Annotated in this window: 17 protein-coding genes; 5 read left to right on the forward strand and 12 right to left on the reverse strand. The window is 32.5% G+C overall.

Going from position 1 to position 22,668, the window contains the following annotated elements:
• Positions 1 to 47: 47 nt before the first annotated feature.
• A complete protein-coding gene (locus JE46_RS21130; RefSeq protein ID WP_236010751.1) occupies positions 48 to 350 on the reverse strand; it encodes a hypothetical protein in 303 nt (100 codons plus the stop codon).
• Between JE46_RS21130 and JE46_RS21135 the strand changes: the two genes are divergently transcribed.
• Both JE46_RS21135 and JE46_RS21140 read left to right on the forward strand, forming a co-directional pair.
• Entirely contained in the window at positions 333 to 1,682 is a 1,350-nt protein-coding gene (locus tag JE46_RS21135) for a DEAD/DEAH box helicase (RefSeq protein ID WP_031457281.1), read from the forward strand. The two genes, JE46_RS21130 and JE46_RS21135, sit on opposite strands and share 18 nt — an antisense overlap.
• Before the next feature lie 225 nt (positions 1,683 to 1,907).
• On the forward strand, positions 1,908 to 2,357 hold the full coding sequence (locus tag JE46_RS21140; RefSeq protein ID WP_031457282.1) for a hypothetical protein: 450 nt from the start codon (positions 1,908 to 1,910) through the stop codon (positions 2,355 to 2,357).
• 64 nt (positions 2,358 to 2,421) lie between these two features.
• On the opposite strand, the gene JE46_RS21145 is transcribed toward JE46_RS21140, so the two are convergent.
• The 3 genes from JE46_RS21145 to JE46_RS21155 all read right to left on the reverse strand — a co-directional run bounded on the left by JE46_RS21145 (position 2,422) and on the right by JE46_RS21155 (position 7,096).
• Positions 2,422 to 2,937 (reverse strand): DUF421 domain-containing protein, encoded by a 516-nt coding sequence (locus JE46_RS21145; protein WP_031457283.1) that lies wholly within the window; start codon positions 2,935 to 2,937, stop codon positions 2,422 to 2,424.
• A 103-nt stretch (positions 2,938 to 3,040) separates the two neighbouring features.
• Positions 3,041 to 4,408: a 30S ribosomal protein S6--L-glutamate ligase gene (gene rimK / locus JE46_RS21150; RefSeq protein ID WP_031457284.1), complete on the reverse strand. Its 1,368-nt coding sequence runs from the start codon at positions 4,406 to 4,408 to the stop codon at positions 3,041 to 3,043.
• A gap of 141 nt (positions 4,409 to 4,549) precedes the next feature.
• Positions 4,550 to 7,096, reverse strand: a complete 2,547-nt coding sequence (locus JE46_RS21155; protein WP_031457285.1) for an ATP-dependent Clp protease ATP-binding subunit — start codon at positions 7,094 to 7,096, stop codon at positions 4,550 to 4,552.
• 257 nt (positions 7,097 to 7,353) lie between these two features.
• Between JE46_RS21155 and gyrA the strand changes: the two genes are divergently transcribed.
• Positions 7,354 to 9,996, forward strand: a complete 2,643-nt coding sequence (gene gyrA / locus JE46_RS21160; protein WP_031457286.1) for a DNA gyrase subunit A — start codon at positions 7,354 to 7,356, stop codon at positions 9,994 to 9,996.
• Between the two features lie 46 nt (positions 9,997 to 10,042).
• Positions 10,043 to 11,311 (forward strand): tetratricopeptide repeat protein, encoded by a 1,269-nt coding sequence (locus JE46_RS21165; RefSeq protein WP_031457287.1) that lies wholly within the window; start codon positions 10,043 to 10,045, stop codon positions 11,309 to 11,311.
• Between the two features lie 354 nt (positions 11,312 to 11,665).
• Here JE46_RS21165 and JE46_RS21170 read toward each other — a convergent pair whose 3' ends face one another.
• From JE46_RS21170 to JE46_RS21205, 8 genes are all read right to left on the reverse strand, one after another.
• Positions 11,666 to 12,196 carry a hypothetical protein gene (locus JE46_RS21170; RefSeq protein WP_031457288.1) on the reverse strand — a complete coding sequence of 177 codons (531 nt, stop codon included), beginning with the start codon at positions 12,194 to 12,196 and terminating at the stop codon, positions 11,666 to 11,668.
• 195 nt (positions 12,197 to 12,391) lie between these two features.
• Positions 12,392 to 14,194, reverse strand: coding sequence for a BamA/TamA family outer membrane protein (locus JE46_RS21175; RefSeq protein ID WP_317041413.1), 1,803 nt, complete (start codon positions 14,192 to 14,194; stop codon positions 12,392 to 12,394).
• A 100-nt stretch (positions 14,195 to 14,294) separates the two neighbouring features.
• Positions 14,295 to 15,395, reverse strand: coding sequence for an AI-2E family transporter (locus tag JE46_RS21180; RefSeq protein WP_031457290.1), 1,101 nt, complete (start codon positions 15,393 to 15,395; stop codon positions 14,295 to 14,297).
• 105 nt (positions 15,396 to 15,500) lie between these two features.
• Complete coding sequence (locus tag JE46_RS21185) at positions 15,501 to 16,031, reverse strand: mechanosensitive ion channel domain-containing protein (protein ID WP_031457291.1); 531 nt, start codon at positions 16,029 to 16,031, stop codon at positions 15,501 to 15,503.
• Between the two features lie 10 nt (positions 16,032 to 16,041).
• Positions 16,042 to 16,626, reverse strand: a complete 585-nt coding sequence (locus JE46_RS21190) for a Maf-like protein (protein ID WP_031457292.1) — start codon at positions 16,624 to 16,626, stop codon at positions 16,042 to 16,044.
• A complete protein-coding gene (locus tag JE46_RS21195; protein WP_083480920.1) occupies positions 16,619 to 17,545 on the reverse strand; it encodes a geranylgeranylglycerol-phosphate geranylgeranyltransferase in 927 nt (308 codons plus the stop codon). The genes JE46_RS21190 and JE46_RS21195 overlap by 8 nt, the downstream gene beginning before the upstream one ends.
• 52 nt (positions 17,546 to 17,597) lie before the next feature.
• Positions 17,598 to 18,125 (reverse strand): KdsC family phosphatase, encoded by a 528-nt coding sequence (locus JE46_RS21200; protein ID WP_031457294.1) that lies wholly within the window; start codon positions 18,123 to 18,125, stop codon positions 17,598 to 17,600.
• Complete coding sequence (locus JE46_RS21205; protein ID WP_031457295.1) at positions 18,109 to 18,870, reverse strand: Rossmann-like and DUF2520 domain-containing protein; 762 nt, start codon at positions 18,868 to 18,870, stop codon at positions 18,109 to 18,111. The genes JE46_RS21200 and JE46_RS21205 overlap by 17 nt, the downstream gene beginning before the upstream one ends.
• Positions 18,871 to 19,138: 268 nt before the next feature.
• Here JE46_RS21205 and ccsA point away from each other — a divergent pair, with 268 nt between their 5' ends.
• On the forward strand, positions 19,139 to 22,366 hold the full coding sequence (gene ccsA, locus JE46_RS21210; RefSeq protein ID WP_031457296.1) for a cytochrome c biogenesis protein CcsA: 3,228 nt from the start codon (positions 19,139 to 19,141) through the stop codon (positions 22,364 to 22,366).
• Positions 22,367 to 22,668: the final 302 nt, after the last annotated feature.

The following is a 22,668-nucleotide window of genomic DNA, read 5'->3' on the forward strand; positions in this document are numbered from 1 at the left end:
CATAAAGAATTTAAATAGCAAGTTTTAAAGTATTAATTTTAAAAACTCTAAAGCACCCAATAAGTAGGATACTGCATGTGCGACTTTTCATAATAAACAGAATGTTTATAAATCCAATCTAATTGCGCTTTAGTATTTTTAGCAAAATTAGTATCAGTTTGTTTAGCTTCTAATTCCGATTTTAGAACTGGATTTTCTTTTAGAAGCTGTGCTGCAGTATCTTCAAAAATATAAGCTGAATAATGTGCATTATGGTTAAAATCATCATTGAAACCTGAAACCTGAAATCTTAAACAAGAAAACCTGAAACAAATTTTCCCTACTTTTGCAAAATGAATAAAAAACACCATTCCAATAACATACTTTCGAATTTAGGAATTCAGAGCCTAAACGAAATGCAGGAAATGGCACAAGATGCTATTTTAAACGAAAACAATGTTTTATTGCTTTCTCCAACCGGTTCAGGAAAGACACTGGCTTTCTTGCTTCCTGTTTTAGAACTATTACAGCCTGAAATTTTATCAGTACAGTGTCTGATTTTGGTGCCGTCCCGAGAGCTTGGATTGCAGATTGAACAAGTTTGGAAAAAAATGGGAACGCAATACAAAGTAAATATCTGTTATGGCGGGCATTCAATCGATACTGAAATTAAAAATTTAAGCAATCCTCCAGCGGTTTTGATTGGAACTCCGGGAAGAATTGCCGATCATATTGACAGAGAAACTTTCAGGACAGATAAAATTCAGACTTTAATTTTAGATGAATTTGATAAGTCACTTCAATTGGGTTTTCATGAGCAAATGTCTTTTATCATTGGAAGACTGCCAAAAGTGAATAAGAGAGTTTTGGTTTCGGCAACTTCAGATATTGAAATCCCGAAATACACCCGGGTAATCAACCCAACGGTTTTAGATTTTATTCCGGAAGAAGACGAAAAAACAAATCTTTCAATGAAAATGGTGGTTTCACCAGTAAAAGATAAATTGCAAAGTTTATTCAATTTGATTTGTTCTTTAAAATCAGAATCGGCTATTATTTTCTGTAATCACAGAGATGCTGCAGAACGTATTAGTGATACTTTAAACGAAAAAGGAATTTATTCGGTTTATTATCACGGCGGAATGGATCAGGAGGAGCGTGAGCGTGCTCTCATTCAGTTTAGAAACGGAAGCATGAGTTACTTAATTACAACTGATCTGGCAGCCCGTGGTTTAGATATTCCGGAGATGAAACATGTAATTCATTATCATTTGCCATTAAAAGAAGATGAGTTTACCCATCGAAATGGTCGTACAGCACGTATGCAGGCTTCTGGAACAGCATATATTATTGTACATGAAAGTGAAAAACAATTAGATTACATTGACTATGAAATGGAAATTCTAAAAGTTGAAGATGAAATCAATTTGCCAAAACCTCCACAATTTCAAACCATTTACATTAGTGGCGGAAAAAAAACGAAATTGAATAAAATTGACATTGTAGGATTCTTTTCTCAAAAAGGTAAACTCGAGAAAGGCGATTTGGGTTTGATTGAAGTGAAAGATTTTATTTCGTTTGCAGCAGTAAAATACAATAAAGTGAAAGACTTGCTTAAAAATGTAAAAGAGGAGAAGATGAAAGGGAAGAAATTTAAGATTGAAGTTGCCAGAAAAGTAGTAAAAAAAGAGGAGGAAAGATGATTTTATAAGAATTTTTTAGACCTTGATTAAAAAAAATGTCGAATAAAAGAATTTTATTTTTTATGTAATTTATTGATTATTAAATATTTGTGATTTTTTTGTTTTTGATTTAAATAGTTTTGCATAAAATTCACAATTTAATGTTAACCAATGCTTAGATTTAGAAGTAATTTTTCATAATTTCGGCGATTATTAATAGTAGTAAAAATTAACCCCAAATTCATTATGAAAAAGATTATTACCCTTGCCATTTTATTCTTTAGTTTTGTTTCAGTTGCACAGATCAAAGTTCTTGAAACTGTACCGGTTGAAAAATTAGGAAAAGTAAATAACAATTATATTCAAAAAATTGGAGATGAATACACTGTTTACTATACTAGTATTGTGAGTGATGATGATGATTCTTCAAGTTTAAGAAAATTCTCTTTCAAAAACGTTAATAACGATTATACAAGCCTTTACAATATCATTATGAATGGTTTTAATGCTACTCCATTATATGATATTAAATTAGAGTTGCCTAATAATTACATTTGGTTACATTATACAGGAAGTACTCTTCCGGAAAAATCTACTGTTCAGTTTATGGTTTCAAGCAAAGATGCTTCTTCAGGTTCAAGTAATGTTTCTGAGCCTTTAGTGAAAGATCAGATTAATAAATTATTTCAAAAATAATTTTCTTTAAATATACAACTAAACGGCTATTCAGACTTTGAATAGCCGTTTTTGTATTTAGAGCTTATTTTCTAAAATTCTTATGATTATGTTTTCGCTTGTAATGAGTTTGTTTTAAGAGCTTTTTGTCTTCAGAAATAACACTTATCGTACCATCAATTTCTAACATACAAAGTTTTACATCTGTAAAATGCTCTAATCCATGTTCACGCATGGCTTCTTTCAACTCGTTGTTAGAAATATCTAATTTGCTTAAAGTTTTAAAATCTAACTTTCCATCATGAATTAAGACTTCTGGTTTGTCTAAAAGTAAATCATTAAGAATTTTGTATTTGTGTGTCAGTTTTTTGATTATAAAATTAATTACAAATAAAACCAAAGCAGCAACCAAACCTCCCCAGAGACTTGTATCCGGACCAACCATTGCATTTTGAACCGAATTGCTAATTAGTAAAATCAGGATAATGTCAGCGGTATTTAGCTGAGAAAGTTCTTTTTTGCCGAATATTCGCAAAGCAATTGTCATAAAAAAATAGACGGCTGCACTTCTTAAAATAATATCTAAATAAGGGAAAAGCATATTTTTTATTTTAAAGTTTAAAAAAAGCTCCATCAATATTTTGATGAAGCTTTAAATATAAGATATTAATTAAAATTAGTGATTTGGAAAAACTGATTTAACGCTATAACTTAAAATTCTTTTCAATCGCCTTTATCATTTCTCCGGCAACATCCTTGTTTGTAGCGCCTTCGATTCCTTCAAGTCCAGGAGATGAATTTACTTCAAGTAATAAAGGACCTTTAGACGAACGAATAATGTCAACACCTGCTACTTTCAAATCCATTGCTTTTGCTGCTTTAATGGCGATCTTTTTTTCTTCTGATGTTACTTTTATTACAGAGGCAGTTCCTCCAAGGTGAATATTGGCTCTGAATTCGCCTGGCATGGCTTCTCGCTGAATGGCAGCAACCACTTTACCATCGATGACAAAACAACGAATATCTTTTCCGTTTGCTTCTTTAATGAATTCCTGGACTAAAATATTTGCATTTAGGCTTTTGAAGGCATTGATAACGCTTTCTGCTGCTTTTTTTGTTTCGGCCAATACAACGCCTTTTCCTTGTGTTCCTTCAAGTAATTTTACAATTAAGGGCGAACCTCCAACCATTTTAATTAAGTTGTCAGTATCTAAAGGCGAATTTGCAAAACCGGTTGTTGGAATATCAATACCACTGTTTAAAAGTAGTTGCAAAGAGTATAATTTATCGCGTGACTGCGTGATAGCTGTAGCCGAATTTAAAACAAAAACTTTCAGTGCTTCAAACTGACGTGTCAATGCACAGCCGTAAAAAGTAATACTTGGTCTAATTCTGGGAATTATTGCGTCAAATTGATTTAATATTTTTCCGCCTCTGTAATGAATCTCCGGAGTCTTTGCATCCAGTTTCATGTAACATTCTTTGATGTTCAAAAAATGCATTTCATGTCCGCGCATTTCGCCTGCCTCCATAATTCTTTTATTGCTGTATAATTCAGGATTACTGGCAAGAAGCCCAATTCGTAAGCCTGAAGTTGCTTTTTCAGAGTTTTGGTATAGTTCTTTTATTGTTTCAGTAGAAGGCTGTCCTAACATATATTTTTCTTCAGGATCTACTAATACACGTCCACTCATAGCTTCTCGGCCTAAAAGCATACGGAAACCCATTGAATCGCGATTGGTCAATGTCATTTCGATTGGCCATTTTATTTCACCAAGTTTAATGCTGGTCTGAATTACATAACGATGTTCTCTGAAGCCGCTTGAACTTTTTACAATTCTTTTGTCGACCAAAGGAGCTTCACAATGAATTACGGTTTTAATATTATTCTGAATTGGATTAATGTCGAATTTTACCCAATTGGCATCATTTTTTATAAAAGGAGCTATGTTTATAGCGTGCATTGCTGAAGTTTTTGCACCTGAATCCACACGGGCTTTGATTGTAGGGATTCCCAAATCAGGAAATGCGCACCATTCTTCACTACCTAAAATGACTTTGTTTTGAAGCATATATTGTTTTTTATTGTAGAAATTTAATATTCAAAAATAGCTATTTGCATTTATTAAAGATAGTGATTTACCTAAAAAAAACACCCGTTATGTTATGAAAACGTAACGGGTGTGTTATTTCTGTTATAAATTTAAACTACTTTATTGATTAGTTGGCTCTTCTGCTTTGTGAATTTCTACTGAAAGTTCCTGAGAGTCATCTTTTAAATCCATTACGATTTCATCACCTGAATGTATTTTTGAAGTGATAATTTCTTCAGCTAATAAATCTTCAACATATTTCTGAATTGCTCTTTTTAGAGGTCTTGCGCCAAATTGTCTGTCAAAACCTTTTTCAGCAATAAATGCTTTAGCTTTGTCAGTTAAGCTTAAATTGTAGCCAAGTTCTGAAATACGGGCGTATAATTTTTTAAGCTCAATTTCAATAATAAGATCAATATCAGCTTTTTCTAATGCGTTAAATACAATTACGTCATCAATTCTGTTTAAGAATTCAGGAGCAAAAGTTTTCTTTAATGCATTTTCAATAATGCTTTTCGAATTTTCATCAGCCTGAGCTACTTTAGCAGCAGTTCCGAATCCTACACCTTGACCAAAATCTTTTAACTGACGCGCACCAACGTTAGATGTCATGATGATTATCGTATTTTTAAAATCGATTTTTCGACCTAAACTATCAGTCAAATAACCATCATCCAGAACTTGAAGCATCATATTGAATACATCCGGATGTGCTTTTTCGATCTCATCTAAAAGGACAACACAGTATGGTTTTCTGCGAACTTTTTCAGTCAATTGACCGCCTTCTTCGTAGCCAACATATCCTGGAGGCGCTCCAACTAAACGGGAGATTGCAAATTTCTCCATGTATTCACTCATATCGATACGAACTAATGCATCCTCAGAATCGAACAGTTCCTTAGCTAAAACTTTTGCCAATTGTGTTTTACCAACTCCTGTCTGACCTAAGAAAATAAATGAACCAATTGGTTTATTAGGATCTTTAAGTCCGGCTCTGTTACGTTGTATAGAACGTGCAATTTTTAAAACAGCATCATTTTGACCAATTACTTTGTTTTGAATTAATTCTGGTAGTTTGGCTAGTTTGTTGCTTTCTGTCTGTGCAATTCGGTTTACAGGGATTCCGGTCATCATAGAAACAACGTCGGCTACATTATCTTCTGTAACTTCAATTCGGTTGCTTTTAGAATCTTCTTCCCATTGTTCCTGGGCAAGTGCTAAATCTTTTTCGATACGTTTTTCATCATCACGAAGTTTGGCAGCTTCTTCGTATTTTTGTTTTTTAACTACCATGTTTTTGTTTTCACGAACTTCTTCCAGTTGACGTTCCAAATCAAGAATTTGTTTCGGAACATCAATGTTAGTAATATGTACGCGAGAACCTGCTTCGTCAAGTGCATCAATAGCTTTGTCTGGTAAAAAACGTTCAGACATATATCTGTTTGTTAATTTAACACATGCTTCAATGGCTTCTTGTGTATAAGTTACATTATGATGATCTTCGTATTTGTCTTTTACGTTATTCAAAATTGCAATTGTTTCTTCAACAGAAGTTGGTTCTACAATTACTTTTTGGAAACGTCTTTCTAAAGCACCGTCTTTTTCAATATATTGTCTGTACTCATCAAGAGTTGTAGCACCAATACATTGAATTTCTCCTCTTGCTAAAGCGGGTTTGAACATGTTTGAAGCATCAAGAGAACCTGTTGCTCCACCTGCGCCTACAATTGTGTGAATTTCATCAATAAAAAGAATGATATCGTCATTTTTCTCAAGTTCATTCATTACAGCCTTCATTCTTTCTTCAAACTGACCTCGGTATTTTGTACCGGCAACTAAGCTTGCAAGATCTAAAGTAACCACGCGTTTGTTGAAAAGTATACGAGATACTTTTTTCTGGATAATGCGTAAGGCTAATCCTTCTGCAATAGCTGATTTACCAACACCAGGTTCTCCAATAAGAAGTGGGTTGTTCTTTTTTCTGCGGCTTAAAATTTGAGAAACACGTTCAATTTCTTTTTCGCGTCCTACAACAGGATCAAGTTTTCCTTCCTCGGCCATTTCTGTTAAATCTCTCCCAAAATTATCTAATACAGGAGTCTTAGATTTTTTGTTTGACTTATTGGCTGGATTGTTGAAACTACTTTCTTTTAGACTGTCATCTTGTCCTGAATCATCATTATATGATTCATTTTTTGGCAAGTTTTCTAAGAATTCTTCTTCGTTTGGAGTCATATTTAAATATTGTTCTTTAGCTATATCATAATCTATTTTTAGCTTATTCAATAACTTGGTTGTTGGATCATTTTCGTTTCGTAAGATACATAAAAGCAGGTGTGCCGTGCTTATTGATGAACTTTGAAATACTTTAGCTTCTAAGAAGGTTGTCTTCAGGGCTCTTTCGGCCTGTCGGGTAAGATGAAGATTCTTCTTTTCTGCATTTACTTCAACGCTCTGGTTGGCTGGACTCAGTATTTCTACCTTCCTGCGTAAATGATCTAAATCGACTGCCAGGTTATTAAGAATATGAATAGCTTTTCCGTTACCATCTCTTAAAATGCCCAGCATTAGATGTTCAGTACCAATAAAGTCGTGTCCTAGACGCAGGGCTTCTTCTTTACTGTATGTAATAACATCTTTTACTCTTGGTGAAAAATTATCATCCATAATATATAATTGGTATTGTAAATTTAATGATTTAGTTTTTGAAAAACAAAAACCATACCCTTTGAAATCTCGTGTCAGCTAATAGACAAAAAAAATAACAATAAAAACGTTAAAAAACGCTTAATTTATTAACTAAAGAATAAAATAAAGTTGTTAATAAATCATTGAAATAAGTGTGTGAAAATAGTTATAAAAATTTCAAAAAAACGTATCTTGGCACGCTTTGAAACTAAAATAATTATTTAATATAACAACTTATGTCTGAAGGAGAAAAGTTAATTCCTATTAACATCGAAGATGAAATGAAATCAGCTTACATCGATTATTCGATGTCAGTAATCGTATCAAGAGCACTTCCAGATGTTAGAGATGGCTTGAAACCAGTGCATCGAAGAGTTCTTTACGGAATGTATGACTTAGGAGTAACATCAAGATCAGCCCACAAAAAATCTGCGAGAATCGTAGGAGAGGTTTTGGGTAAGTATCACCCACACGGAGATACATCTGTTTATGATGCCATGGTACGTATGGCTCAGGAATGGAGTCTGCGTTATCTTTTGGTAGATGGCCAGGGTAACTTTGGTTCTGTAGATGGGGACAGCCCGGCTGCAATGCGTTATACCGAGGCTAGAATGAAAAAGATTTCGGAAGAAATTATGGCAGATATCGAAAAAGAAACAGTTGATTTTCAATTGAACTTTGACGATACATTATATGAGCCAAAAGTTATGCCTACCAGAGTTCCTACTTTGTTAGTGAACGGGGCAACGGGTATTGCTGTTGGTATGGCGACAAATATGCCTCCACACAATTTAACTGAAGTTATCAATGGAACATTAGCATACCTAGACAATAACGATATTGAGGTAGACGAATTAATGACGCATATTAAAGCTCCGGATTTTCCAACAGGAGGTATAATATATGGTTATGAAGGCGTTCGTGAAGCATTTAAAACCGGTAGAGGCCGTATCGTAATGCGTGCTAAAGTTGGTTTTGAAGAAGTTGATGGAAGAGAATCGATTATTGTTACTGAAATTCCGTATCAGGTTAATAAAGCTGATATGATCAAACGTACAGCAGACCTGGTTAATGAAAAGAAAATCGAAGGGATTGCTAATATACGTGATGAATCTGACAGAAACGGTATGCGTATCGTTTATATCCTAAAGCGCGATGCAACTCCAAATGTAGTTTTAAACACCTTATATAAGTTTACACAACTGCAGTCTTCTTTCAGTGTAAATAATATTGCATTAGTAAAAGGTCGTCCTCAAATGTTGAATCTGAAAGATATGATTCACTATTTTATTGAGCACCGTCATGATGTTGTAGTTAGGAGAACTCAGTTTGAGTTACGTAAAGCTGAAGAAAGAGCGCATATTTTAGAAGGATTAATTATTGCTTCAGACAATATTGATGAAGTAATTGCGTTAATCAGAGGTTCGAAAAATACAGAAGAAGCCCGTGAAAAATTAATTGAAAGATTTAAATTATCAGATATTCAGGCTCGTGCAATTGTTGAAATGCGTTTACGTCAATTAACTGGACTGGAGCAGGATAAATTAAGAGCTGAATATGAAGAATTGATGAAATTAATCGATCATTTGAAAGCTTTATTGGCAGATGTAAATTTGAGAACCAATTTAATTAAGGAAGAACTTGTTGAAATCCGTGATAAATATGGTGACGAACGTCGTTCTCAAATCGAATATTCTGGTGGAGATGTAAGTATTGAAGATTTGATTGCCGATGAAAATGTTGTAATTACAATTTCTCATGCAGGCTACATCAAACGTACAAATCTTACAGAATACAAAACGCAGAATAGAGGAGGAGTTGGACAAAAAAGTGCAGGAACAAGAGATCAGGATTTCCTTGAACATATGTTTGTTGCTACCAATCACCAATATATGATGTTCTTTACGCAAAAAGGAAAATGTTTCTGGATGCGTGTTTATGAGATTCCGGAAGGAAGCAAAACTGCAAAAGGTAGAGCAATTCAAAACTTGGTGAACATTGAAAGTGATGATAAGGTAAAAGCTTTCATTTGTACACAAGATTTGAAGGACAAAGATTATATCAACAGTCATAACCTTGTAATGGTTACTAAGCAAGGTCAGGTTAAGAAAACATCTTTAGAGAAATATTCTAAACCTAGGGTAAATGGTGTTGCTGCTATTACTATTAAAGAAGGTGATGAGTTAATGGGAGCACAATTAACTAATGGTGAAAGCCAGATTATCTTAGCGGTAAAATCAGGTAAACTGGTTCGTTTTGAAGAAACAAAAACGCGTCCAATGGGAAGAACAGCTTCCGGAGTTCGCGGGATTACTTTAAAAGACGATACTGATGAAGTAATTGGTATGGTTACTGTCGATAAAAACGATATTAATGATTCGCAAATTTTAGTTGTTACAGAAAATGGTTACGGAAAACGTACAAAATTAGTTGATGACGATGGAGAAGATGTGTACAGAATTACAAATCGAGGTGGTAAAGGAGTTAAAACTCTTAATATTACTGAGAAAACCGGTAAATTAATATCGATTAATGCTGTGACCGACTCTGATGATTTAATGATTATCAATAAATCAGGATTAACGATCAGAATGGCTATTGAAGACTTACGTGTCATGGGACGTGCAACTCAGGGTGTAAGATTGATTAACCTGAAAGGTAAAGATTCAATTGCAGCGGTTACGAAAGTAATGAAAGATGACGCGGAAGAAGTTGTTGTAGATGAAGATGGAAATGTAATAGAATCAGTAATCGAAAGAGTTAAACCGGATTTAGAAGTTCTTGAAGATGATGGTGTTGTAGAAGATGATGAAGATGATGATTCTGAGGAAGAAACTGAAGACGAGGATGATTCTGAAGAAGAAGAATCTGAAGAATAGAAAATTTAACCACACAAATTAAAATTAAATACACAAATTGAATATTATGAAAAGTAAATATGTAATACTTGCATCAGCATTATTGATTTCAGTAGCTACTTTTGCTCAAAAAGATCAAATAAAAAGTGCTGAAAAAGCATTAAAAGGTGGTGATGCTCAAGGGGCAATTTCAATATTGAAAGATGCTGAAAATATGGTAGTAAATGCAAAAGATGTTGAGCAGGCTCAATACTATTTTGTACAAGGTAATGCTTATTTAGAGCTTGCAAACAAAAGTGTAGAAACGGGTAAAAACCTGTCTTTATCAGCAGAAAGTTATAAAAAGCTAATTGATTTGGAAAAAGCATCAGGTAAGCAAAAGTATTCAACTCAGGCAGCTACATCAATTACGCAAATTAAGGGTAAATTGATTAATGCTGCTATTGCCGATACTCAGTCAAATAAAGCAGCAGAAGGTGCAAAAAAACTGTATGATGCTTATTTATTAGATCAAAAAGACACAATCAATTTGTATTATGCAGCATCAACATACGTAAACGCTCAGGATTATGATGCAGCTTTGCCATTGTATGAACAATTGAAAAAACTAAATTATTCAGGAAAAGGAACTAGCTATACTGCCGTAAATAAAATTTCCGGTAATGAAGATGGCTTCAATACGGCAAATGAAAGAGATATGGCAGTTAAATTAGGTACTCATGAGAAACCTAAAACTGAAACAATTCCTTCTAAAAGAGGTGAAGTTTATAAAAATTATGCTTTAATTTTGCTTCAAAAGGGACGTACTGAAGATGCGAAAAAAGCAATTTCAGATGCAAGAAAAGCAAATCCAGACGATAGCTCTTTAATTCTGTCTGAGGCTAACTTGTATTTAGAAACTAAAGATTTTGATACATATAAAAAATTAGTTGGTGAAGCTTTACAAAAAGATCCAAATAATAAAGAATTAATTTTCAATCTTGGCGTACTTAGTGCAAATGCAAAAAATGCTGTAGATGCTGAGAAATACTATTTAAAAGTTATTGAAATCGATCCTAATTATGCAAATGCTTATCTTAATCTTGCAGCATTGAAATTAGAGGCAGAGAAACCAATTATTGATGAAATGAATAAATTAGGTACTTCTGCAAAGGATATGAAACGTTACGATGTACTTAAAGGACAGAGAGAAGCTGTATTTAAGAGCGTTATTCCTTATCTTAAAAAAGCAAATGAGTTAGATCCTAAAAACCAAGATGTTTCTAAAACATTGTTAGGTGTATATAAAGCACTTGAAATGACTGCTGAAGCTAAAGCATTAAAAGCTACAATGTAGTATTTGAAATGATAATAATAAAGTAAAACCGTCTAAATATTTAGACGGTTTTTTTTATACCGTAATTTGAATATAAAGATTATTTATTTAATTTATTGAAACGACTGTATATCTTATAAATTTGGTTACTAGATATTTAATTTGTTTCGTTATTATTTTCAAATTTAATATCAAAAGTGATTTAATTACTTTTGATAATTAGCTAATGAAAATAAGATTTTATAAGTGTAGTTATCATTCATCTCTAGAATGATCGCTTTTTTTTCATTACTGTAACGGATAAATTTATTTCGATATCTATAAAAAAAAAGAGTATCAATTTTTTTGATACTCTTTTGTGTTGTAAATTAATATTTATCTTCTTCCGTGACCATGATGATCATCGTGTCTGTCATTTCTATCGTCTCGATCATGTCTATCATGTTTCTCGTGTCTATCATGTTTGTCATAATGTTTGTAATTTTTACGATTATCATGACGACGGTCATTGTAACTGTAAGCAGCTCTCGGTTTGTAACATCTTTGAGGTGCGCCATGATATCCTTTATAGTACTTTACTCTATGGCGATCAAAGTATTTATAGGGGGTTCTTCCGTGGTAATCTGTTAATACCACTTTGTAGCCTCCATATAAATCATAATTTCTGTATGCTCTTGGTAAATATGTTGTTCTAACCCATCTTCCTCCTCCGAAATAAATAAATTGTGAAGCACGTACATCATAATAAGCTTCAATATCAGGAAGATAATAATATTCCATTTCTGAATATCCTGCAGGTCCCCATGCAGGCGGAGTTCCTATATTAACGTTTATTGATACCTGAGCTTGTGTCGTATTTGCAACTATTAGAAATAATCCAGCGATTGCTAATTTTATAGTTTTCATTTTTAATAAAATTTAATTGTTAATCTGTTTATGGATATCCATATACTGTGCCAAAAATAGTATTCTAAAATGAATTATGTCTGTAAAAATATTTTTTTTGAAAAGTAAAATATGTTGTAATGCTTGATTTTGCTGATTTTTAGCATTTTATGAGATTAAAAGAACAAAATGAAAAATATCTAATTTTTGATTAGATTATTTATATTCTATAATTTTTGGTTTTCCTAATTCAAAAGAGTGAAGGCCTATATCTGAAGTTTGAAAAGTATTTGTTTTGAAAATATTTTCGCCCTGAAAAGGTATAGTTGGATAATATGAAACAGAGAGCTGAAATGAACTGAAGACGAGATAATCATTACTTATTAAAACACCCAAACTAACTTTTGAATAATATTTGTTTTGAAGTAAACCTGACGTACTGTTTCCCAGAACGGCAATTGAATAATTTAGGTAGGGGTTTAATCTAAAACCTAAAATTTCTTTCGGAGCATATGTTTGCGTTTGCAATGTTAATACCATTTTGCTTTTGCCGTAATGAGCGGCATTAAATCCCTGAATTCCGTAATTTTCGTTTATGGTGAGCTGATCACCTATAGAATTAGCCCTGTTAATTCCAATCATTACTTCGGGTTTAATAAATTGCCTTAATTTCCAGTCCCCAAATGTCAATAAATTTGTAAAATAATTGGCTTGAAAGGAAATAGAAGTCTGATAGGTTTTTGCTTGATGAAAAAAAGTGCCAATCTCAAAATTAGTACTCAAAAATCCCCATTTATAATAGTCGCCAAAAGAGGCTTGTGCTCCTACATAAGGTCTCCATATTTTATTTTTATATTGATAACCGGCCGTTATTCCGTAAATCCTTCCAATAGGAACGTCTTCAGTATTTCCATTTCTAAAAATATAATTGTCTTTGACGAATTCCCGTGTATTTATTCCAAGACCCATTAAAACTATTTTTTCGTCTGAAAAAAAATTGATTGTATCAAATGCCAGGCTGGGTTTTTCAGTGTAATCGATGTTTAAAAAACGACCCGAAACAATAAGGTTAGTTGTTCTTTCTTTTTTTGGACTTACACCTGTAATATTAAAAGCTTTACCAACCCAAAAATCATGAGTATTGTATTTGAAGGGCTGAAATTCATATTTTAAATTTGCATCTTGTAAAGTGTCCCGTTTAAATTGCTGTCCTAAAATAAAACCGCCCGCCCATTTAGTCAAAGGTGAATAAAAAGGACGCTCCATAGAGATACTTTTTATATAGTTATCATCTAAATCATTGTAATATCTTAATTTAGTAGTGATAAAAGTATTTTTGATATTCGGAATAGTGTATAAGGCATCATGTGCATTATGTCCATCGTCAAATCTATTGGTGAATTTATATTCGAGTTGTTGTCCTGAACCTAAAATGTTGCGGTCGTTAAATCCAACACCAACTCTTGAACTCGATATTGAGAATTTTGGAAGTAAGCTCCACGAGTCTAAAACCCGAACAGTAATATCAATAGAATCATTACTTGTTGAAACTAGTTCTCCTGAAATTGTAACTTTGCTGACATATCTTTGAGATCTGATAATACGTTCTGTTTCTTTTATTTTATAGGTATCATACGGTGAATTACGTCTAAATAGTAATAAATTTTGTATAGCGAATTTTTTAGTTTTAAGGTGTAATTTATTTCCTGTTCTCTCTCCCCAATTCTTTGGTGCCATTGTAGAGTCAGTATCTGATCGACCAAAAGGGTCTAAGGTAATAATTCTGATTTTTCGAATAATTTTTCCATCAACATTCGGAAGAGATTCTTTTTTAACCAAAGTTTCATTTTTCTTTTTTATTTTGGAAGGTTTGAAAATGATTCTCTTTAAAAAAGTTGTGAATTTCCTTTTTTCTGAAAGTTTTTTTATTTTATCATATTTCTCAATACTATCTTTTTTAGTCTGTTTTTCTTGTGAAGAAGCGCTTTGGGAAAAATTCCAAAGGAAAAGAAAAAGCAAAAAGATTTTTATAAAGTTTCGAGACATGCAAATAAAGTTAGCGTAAATTATTGGTGATTCTATAATTTAAAATAATATGCAGAAGATAAAAAAAACAATTTTAATTTTCAGTTTTTAATTTTCTTATTCGCCACGTAAATTTTTTCGGCATATGATTGCCCATAACGTAGCCCCAAGGTTCTAAGGGTTCGATTCTGTCAAAAATAATTTTTAAAATAGCCAAAAGCGGAATTGCCAAAAACATTCCTGAAATTCCTGCAATACCCCCGCCTATAATAATTCCAATTATTGAAACTAAAGCATTAATTTCAACTTTTGAATTGATAATTAGGGGGACAAGTATATTGTTATCTATGAGTTGTACAATAATATTTACAACAAGAATACTTATAATTATAGACAAATCAGGAGTTCCGGTAAGTGAAGATAGGATAGTTAGAATGCCCGCAATCATAATTCCGATGTATGGGATTAAATTTAAAATCCCTGTCATAAGTCCAAGCAGAATAAAATATTTGGCTCCTATAATCCATAGGCCAAGACCTGTTAAAATAGAAACTACAAACATTTCGAAAATAAGTCCCAGGATATAATTGTTTATAGAAATTTTTATTTGAGTAATGATCTCTTTCAATTTTGCATGATCTTCCTTGTCAAATAATTTAGCCAAAAAGAGAATAAAGTGAGTTTTGTATAAAAGAAACAAAAATGTAAAAACGACCACAAGCATGCCGTTAAATAATATATCGCTTAGTGAACCAATTGCAGTTCCTATAGTTCCGGAGCCATTTTGTACAGAATCGTTCGTTACTTTTTCAATATATTTTTTTTGCTCCCAAATACTTATTTGAAACTTTTCATGAATATAGGATTGCGCATTATTAAAAAAAGATATTGCATTTTTTTTAATAATATCAAAATCATTGGCAATATCTGTTACCTGATAAGATATGAAAGCTAAAATTGCTGCTATACAAAGAACAAAAATCACTACAGTGATGAATGAAGCAAGATATATAGGAATATGTATTTTGTGATGTAATAAAGTGTGCAGAGGCAATAACAAAACTGTAAATAAAAAGGCTAACATTACAGGAGTGATTATATTACTCCCAATGTAAGTTATGGTACCAATACAAATTACAGTTAATAATATAAAGGTTAATTTGGCATAAAAAGGCAGCGTGACAGGTTGATTCATTTTATAGGAATTTAAAACTAAAATTAGGCTAATCAAATATTAAACTTTATTTACTTTATATTGTTTTAGCTTTTAAAAAATAGTTTATAAAATTTCCATTAAGTGCTAATCAAAAAATTCTTTCTCTTCATATGTGTTGGTCATTATAGAGATTCCTTTCTGTAGTAAGAGATTATTAGGGAAGATGATTTTTTCGCCTTCTTTTGTTCTTAAATTCACATGAAATGCACTGATATCTTCGATTTCAGCCTCAATAGGGAAATCTTTGTCATGAATTTTTATAGTGTCTCCAATTCGGAAAGGAAATGAAAAAAATAAAATCATTCCGGAAGTGATATTGCTTAAAATTGACCATTGTGCAAACATAGCAACGCCAATTACAGTTGTAATTGATGAAACGGTTATAAAAATATCCTTAGTATCGACTCCCCAAATGATGATTAAACTAATAATCACCAGTGTATTCATTAGTAAATGAATGTATTTAATAATAAGGTTTGTTCTGTGTTCAAGTCTTTCACTGGTTTTTGCAAATTTTCGAATTAGTTTAGCTACTATTATTCTAAGCAACATTAATACTATGAAGAGGACTATTGTTGCTAATATTTCTTTTGAATATTCCTTGAAAGAAAACATAATTAAATTTTTACTCTAATATACTTAAATAATTATAAACTTTTGATGTTGGTAATCCCATAACATTGGTATATGAACCTTCAACTTTTGCAACAGCCATAAAGCCAAACCATTCCTGTATACCATAGGCTCCGGCTTTATCATACGGTTTATAATTTTCTATATAATACAAAATAGCTTCATCAGATAAATTGTTGAAAGTTACTTTTGTAATATCATTTAAAAGAGTAGAAGAAGAGCTGGTTTTAAAACAGACTGATGTAATCACTTCATGAGTTGTACCGGACATAGATTTTATCATTTTAAAAGCTTCTTTAGCATCTTTAGGTTTGCCTAATGCTTTATTTTGATGCCATACAATTGTGTCACTGGTTACTAAAATTTCATTTTCTTTTAATTCTCCTTCAAAGGCATTTGCTTTTAAAAGTGCTAAAAAGTCTGTAATTTCTACAGCCTTTAATTCTGGAGGATATATTTCTTCAATATCTTTTAAACGAATTTCAAACTCTAAATCCAAATCCTTAAAAAATTGCTGTCTTCTAGGCGAACCCGAAGCCAGAATTAAGGTATATTTTTTTAGTTTTTCTTTAAGCATTATAATGAATGTTTAAGGTAATAACCACAATTGATAAAATTCCGAAAAGTAAAATTAATTTTAAAACAATACTCAAATGATGAAACTCTTTTTGTGATTTAGCAGTAAATGCTTTAATTATGAAATAAAGGAGCGGCGCCAAAACGAATATAAATGAATATAAGGTAGCTATAAAAAGGCCATTTTCAACAAAATAGTTTTTAATGTAAAAAAGCAATAGAACAAAAGGAATAATGGAAATAATTGAAGCAATTTTAGCGGTTCTGCTAATTCCAATGGCAATAGGAAGAGTATTCATTCCCTGATTGTAATCTCCATTAACATCTTCTATGTCTTTGATTATTTCCCGGATAAAATTAATCATGAAAGCAAATAGAGCATAATCGGTTAAAATGGAAAACAAACTGGTCATTTGTGCTTTGTTTTCGGGTATTATTGCAGGAAAAATATCGAAAACCCCAATGATAATTACACTCAGTGCCAATACCAAAGCCACAATAATGTTTCCTAAAATCATAATTTGTTTCAGGGTTGTGGAATAAAAATAAAGCATTGAAGCAATTAATATAAAGATAGTAGCAAAACCCGGTCTCTGAATAACATTTGATAAATAAAATCCAATTGCAACACCGGTAATATTCAGGGCAATATAAATGTTATAGCCCCTGGCTTCAGAAATTCCTTTACCAATTATAACATCGTTTGGTTTATTGATTCTGTCAGTTTCAGTATCAAAAATATTATTAATTACATAACCTGCAGCAGCAATTAAAACGGTACTTAAAACCAATAAACCGTATTGCCAGTCTGACAAGGCTAAAGGAATATTTTGTCCTTTTAAAAATGCATAACGGAATAAAACCTGCATAAAAGCAAGCATTAACAGATTTTGGTAACGAATAAGTTTTAGGAATTTCATTTTGAGTTCAAAGATTTGGATTAACAATTGATAATTAACAATTGATAATTATTTAGTCGTGTTTTCCGTTAAAATATTCCATCCATTTTCCCTGAACTTTCATAACCTGTTCGATTACATCGCGTACAGACCCTCTTCCGCCTTTAACGTGCGAAATATAACGGCAGATGTTTTTAATTTCAGGACTTGCATCTTGTGGACAGGTTGGTAAACCTACTAATTTCATAACATGAAAATCAGGAATATCATCGCCCATGTATAACACATTTTCTGGTTTTATATTGTAAAGATCAGTGTATTCTTTAAACGTTTTTACTTTATCAGGAGTTCCTAAATGTATATCAGTTAAACCTAAATTACGCAATCTTATACGAACACCTTCATTGCTTCCGCCAGAAATAATACATACATTAAAACCACTCTCTACAGCTGCTTTCATTGCGTAACCATCGCGAATATTCATGGTACGAAGCATTTCTCCCTCATTGGTTACAAAAACGGAACTGTCTGTAAGTACGCCATCAACATCAAAAACAAACGTTGTGATGTCATTCATTATTTCTTTAAAGTGTTTTGCCATTATTTTGTATAGATTGTGTTAGGATTTTATAGATGTTTTTTTGATTTTCATTGGTTAAATAATTGAGATGAGCATCAATTGTTGTAGAATCGTTACGTTTTGCCGGGCCAGTTTGCGCATCACCAGGGGTAAGGGTTTGTATTTTTTCTGCAGTTTCCTGAATAAGAGGTCTTAAGATTTCGAAAGGAACCAGATGTTCTTCGCAAATTTCCTGCCCTATCTGATATAAATGATTCGTGAAATTGTTTACAAAAACAGCCGAAACATGCAATGCTTTTCTTTGCTGTGAACTGATAGAAAAAACAGCATTCGAAATACTTTTAGCAACCGTTTCCAAAATAGTGTAGTCCGTTTGATTTTCAGCTTCCAGACAAATTGGAATAATCGAAAAATCAACGGGCTTTGCTTTTGAAAAAGTTTGTAAAGGATAAAAAACGCCTTTTCGGTTTTTTGAATTTAATATGGCAATTGGTGAAGCTCCGGATGTATGAACTACTAATTGATTTTCAAAAGGTAATTGTGCTGAAACTTCAGAAATGGCATCATCAGTAATAGAGATAACATACAAATCGGCTTCTTTTAAATCTGAAAAATCAGTTGCAATTTTATCCGAATCGACCAGGTGGAGTAATGATTCTTTTTTTCTTGAAAAGACCTGCACAATTTCCGTTCTATCACTTTTTGTGAAAGCCTTTATTAAATGTTGCGCAACATTTCCGGAACCAATTATCGTTATTTTAACCATAACGCAAAATTAGTGTTTTTTTAAAAAATATCGAAGCTGTTCAAAGGTTGAATTAATATTTATCAAATTGAAATCAACTATTAAAAAGTTTTATTCAAATAAAAAATAAAAGTTTTTCAAAATGGATTGTAATAGAATACCTGTTTAATTGTCAAATCGGATTGATTTATTGGTCTGTTTTTGGTTTTAATTAACAAAAGACAAATATTACAACTCAACATTTTTAAGTACTTTTGTGCCACTTTTATACACAGTAATTCCTTCAAAAATGGATAAAAAAATATTCTCTTTTTTGTTTTCTACACGATTAATGGCCGTTCTTTTTTTAACATTTGCAATCGCAATGGGTATTGGAACTTTTATCGAAAGTAAATACAATACTGATACCGCCCGAATTTTAATTTATAATACCTGGTGGTTCGAGGCAATAATGGTGTTTTTCCTGATTAACTTCTTTGGAAACATCAAACGCTATCAATTATTGAAAAAAGAAAAATGGGCAACTCTATTACTTCACGTTTCTTTTATTTTTATTCTTTTAGGAGCATTTATTACACGTTATATCAGTTATGAAGGGGTTATGCCAATTCGTGAAGGAGCAGCTGAAAACCAAATCTATTCAGATAAAACATTTTTAACCGTTTTTGCAGATGGAGAATATAAAGGAGAAATGAAACGCAGAACTTTTGAAAAAAGCCTTTTGTTCTCTCCGGTTACCAATAACGATTTTACCCTTTCAGGTAAATTTGACGAAACTCCTTTTGAAGTTACTTATGTGAATTACATCATGGGTGCGAAAGAAACTATAAAACCGGATCCAAAAGGGACTTTATACATTAAATTAGTTGAAGCCGGAGCCGGCGGGCGTGAAGAACATTTTCTAAAAGAAGGTGAAGTTCAAAATATCCACAATGTTTTGTTTGCTTTGAATAAACCAACAGATGGTGCTATAAATATTAATACAACCGGTGAAAAATATACGATCCAAACTCCTTTTGAAGGTGAGTTTATGCGAATGGCTGATCAGTTTAAAGGAAAAGTAACCAAAGATAATGTACAACCTTTAATGATGCGTTCTTTGTACAGTATTGGTGACATCCGAATTGTTTTCCCGGATCCGGCCGTAAGAGGAATTGTGGACTATGTATCGAATAATGACTATAAAGCTAAATCTCATACTGATGCTTTAATCGTAAAAGTTAAAGCGGAAGGTCAGGAAAAAGAAGTACGCCTTATGGGGGCTAAAGGAAGTGTGGGAGAGCCACAGACCGTTAAAATCGGAAAAATTGAATACAGTTTATTTTACGGAAGTAAAGCCTATATTTTACCTTTTAAAGTAAAACTAAATGATTTTATTGCAACAAAATATCCAGGAACAGAGAAAAGTTATTCCGCATTTGAAAGTAAGGTTACCGTTCAGGATTCTTCTGAAACTTTTGATGCTGATATTTATATGAATCACGTTTTAGATCATAAAGGATACAGGTTTTTCCAGTCTTCGTTTGACCCCGATGAAAAAGGGACTGTGTTGTCTGTAAATCACGATTGGTGGGGAACTTCGATTACTTATTTAGGATATTTCATGTTGTTTTTTGGGCTTATGGCTATCATGTTTACCAAAGGTTCCCGTTTTACAGATTTAAAACGAAAACTTGAAAAAGTAAAAGAGAAAAAAGCAAAATTAATTACGATTTTAGTTTTAATGTTGAGCTTTAACGGTTTTGCACAAGAGCCACATGTTCATACACCTGGAGACAATCATAACCACAATCATACACACACTCATAACGATGATCCTAATGATCATGCCAATCACGTAACACGCCCGCCAAGCCAGAAACAAATAGATTCATTGTTGACTATCTACAAAGCACCGGAATCTCATGCTGCTAAATTTGGTCGTTTGATTATTCAGGATGCCGGAGGAAGAATGAAACCTATTAATACTTTTTCGTCAGAGTTATTGAGAAAAGTAAGCCACAGCGATACTTACAACGGTATGAATTCTGATCAGGTATTTTTGTCGATGACACAATATGCCCAGGTTTGGATTCAGGTTCCGATTATTCATTTAAGAGCCGGAAATGATAGTATCAGAAAAATTATTGGAGTAGATAAGGATACAAAAAAAGCACCTTTTGTAAAGTTTTTTGATGAAAACGGAAATTATAAATTGTCTCCATATTTAGATGCAGCTTACAAAGCAGCTAATCCAAATCAGTTTGAAAAAGATTTTATTGAAACCGATAAAAAAGTCAACCTCATGGAATCTGCATTAAGCGGAAGTATTTTGAAAATATTCCCTGTTCCAAATCATCCGGGCGATAAATGGATTTCATATCTCGAATTGGAACATGCAGGTTTAAAAGGAATGGAAGCAACTTATACCAAACAAATCCTGCCACTTTATTTCAATGCCTTAAATAATGGATCTATTTCTAAAGACTTTAAAACTGCCGATGATTTAGTCGAAAGCATCAACGGCTTCCAAAAGAAATTTGGAGCTAAAGTACGCCCAAGCGAAGAAAAAATTGATGCCGAAATCGCTTATAATAAATACGATGTTTTTCAAAAATTAACATATTGGTACATTACAGCAGCAATCATCATGTTTATTTTTACAATTGTAAATATCTTTTTTGAAAAAAAATGGATTCGTTTTTGTGTAAATGCATGTCATATCGTTATTGGTTTTTTCTTTGCGTTGCACACTTTAGGCTTAATAGCACGTTGGTATATTTCTGGGCACGCTCCATGGAGTAATGCTTACGAATCTATTATATATGTAGCATGGTCCACAATGTTCTTTGGATTGGCTTTCGATAGAAAATCAAAATTAACTGTTGCTTCATCAGCTTTCGTGACAGCGATGATCTTAATGGCAGCGTATCTAAACTGGATTGATCCGGAAATTGCAAATTTACAGCCTGTTCTTAACTCATATTGGTTAATGATTCACGTTGCAGTAATTGTAGCAAGTTACGGTCCAACTGCATTAGGAATGATTTTAGGTTTTGTTTCCTTAGTTTTAATTTTCTTTACAACAGAAAAAAACAAAGCCAAAATGGATCTGAATATTAAGGAGATCACATACATCAACGAAATGGCATTGACAATCGGATTGATTATGTTAACGATAGGAAACTTCCTTGGAGGACAATGGGCCAATGAAAGCTGGGGACGTTATTGGGGTTGGGATCCAAAAGAAACATGGGCTTTGATTTCCATCATGATTTATGCATTTGTAATTCACGCTCGTTTTGTACCTGCTTTAAGAGGAAAATGGACATTTAACTTAATGAGTATGTTTGCATTTATATCCATTTTGTTTACTTATTATGGAGTGAATTTCCACTTGGTAGGTTTACATTCTTATGCAAGTGGAGAAGCAAAATCTCTTGACTGGATATATTATTCACTGGCCGCAATTTCAGTAATAGGAGCCATAACATATCCGAAATACCGAAAATATTATAAAAAGCAAATAAAAAAATAATTTGTAGAAAGGTTCATCTGAAAAGTTGGACCTTTTTTTTGTTTTAACTAATTTTCAAATAAAATAAAGTGTTTGAAAAGAAGGAGCTATTTCCTGCTGTCCGCTATATCTTTTCCTCGCTAAAGAAGCGAGAAAAGGATGCCGCTTCCATCCTTTAGATTTGTTAGGAAGATTTAAAGTAATTTTAATCAACAACCAAACTGACAAAGTGAACCTTCTCTTCTATCAAAGTTTGCTACTTATGCCCTGATTAGGACTTTGTCAGTTTTATTGAATAAGCTTCAGAATAGTAATTAAGGATT

The organism is Flavobacterium chungangense LMG 26729, from assembly GCF_000735715.2.
Taxonomy (GTDB): domain Bacteria; phylum Bacteroidota; class Bacteroidia; order Flavobacteriales; family Flavobacteriaceae; genus Flavobacterium; species Flavobacterium chungangense.

Coding starts and splice junctions, on each gene's coding strand:
- JE46_RS21135 (WP_031457281.1), top strand. CDS start 333: ATGAATAAAAAACACCATTCCAATAACATACTTTCGAATTTAGGAATT.
- JE46_RS21130 (WP_236010751.1), bottom strand. CDS start 350: ATGGTGTTTTTTATTCATTTTGCAAAAGTAGGGAAAATTTGTTTCAGG.
- JE46_RS21140 (WP_031457282.1), top strand. CDS start 1,908: ATGAAAAAGATTATTACCCTTGCCATTTTATTCTTTAGTTTTGTTTCA.
- JE46_RS21145 (WP_031457283.1), bottom strand. CDS start 2,937: ATGCTTTTCCCTTATTTAGATATTATTTTAAGAAGTGCAGCCGTCTAT.
- rimK (WP_031457284.1), bottom strand. CDS start 4,408: ATGCTTCAAAACAAAGTCATTTTAGGTAGTGAAGAATGGTGCGCATTT.
- JE46_RS21155 (WP_031457285.1), bottom strand. CDS start 7,096: ATGGATGATAATTTTTCACCAAGAGTAAAAGATGTTATTACATACAGT.
- gyrA (WP_031457286.1), top strand. CDS start 7,354: ATGTCTGAAGGAGAAAAGTTAATTCCTATTAACATCGAAGATGAAATG.
- JE46_RS21165 (WP_031457287.1), top strand. CDS start 10,043: ATGAAAAGTAAATATGTAATACTTGCATCAGCATTATTGATTTCAGTA.
- JE46_RS21170 (WP_031457288.1), bottom strand. CDS start 12,196: ATGAAAACTATAAAATTAGCAATCGCTGGATTATTTCTAATAGTTGCA.
- JE46_RS21180 (WP_031457290.1), bottom strand. CDS start 15,395: ATGAATCAACCTGTCACGCTGCCTTTTTATGCCAAATTAACCTTTATA.
- JE46_RS21185 (WP_031457291.1), bottom strand. CDS start 16,031: ATGTTTTCTTTCAAGGAATATTCAAAAGAAATATTAGCAACAATAGTC.
- JE46_RS21190 (WP_031457292.1), bottom strand. CDS start 16,626: ATGCTTAAAGAAAAACTAAAAAAATATACCTTAATTCTGGCTTCGGGT.
- JE46_RS21195 (WP_083480920.1), bottom strand. CDS start 17,545: ATGAAATTCCTAAAACTTATTCGTTACCAAAATCTGTTAATGCTTGCT.
- JE46_RS21200 (WP_031457294.1), bottom strand. CDS start 18,125: ATGGCAAAACACTTTAAAGAAATAATGAATGACATCACAACGTTTGTT.
- JE46_RS21205 (WP_031457295.1), bottom strand. CDS start 18,870: ATGGTTAAAATAACGATAATTGGTTCCGGAAATGTTGCGCAACATTTA.
- ccsA (WP_031457296.1), top strand. CDS start 19,139: ATGGATAAAAAAATATTCTCTTTTTTGTTTTCTACACGATTAATGGCC.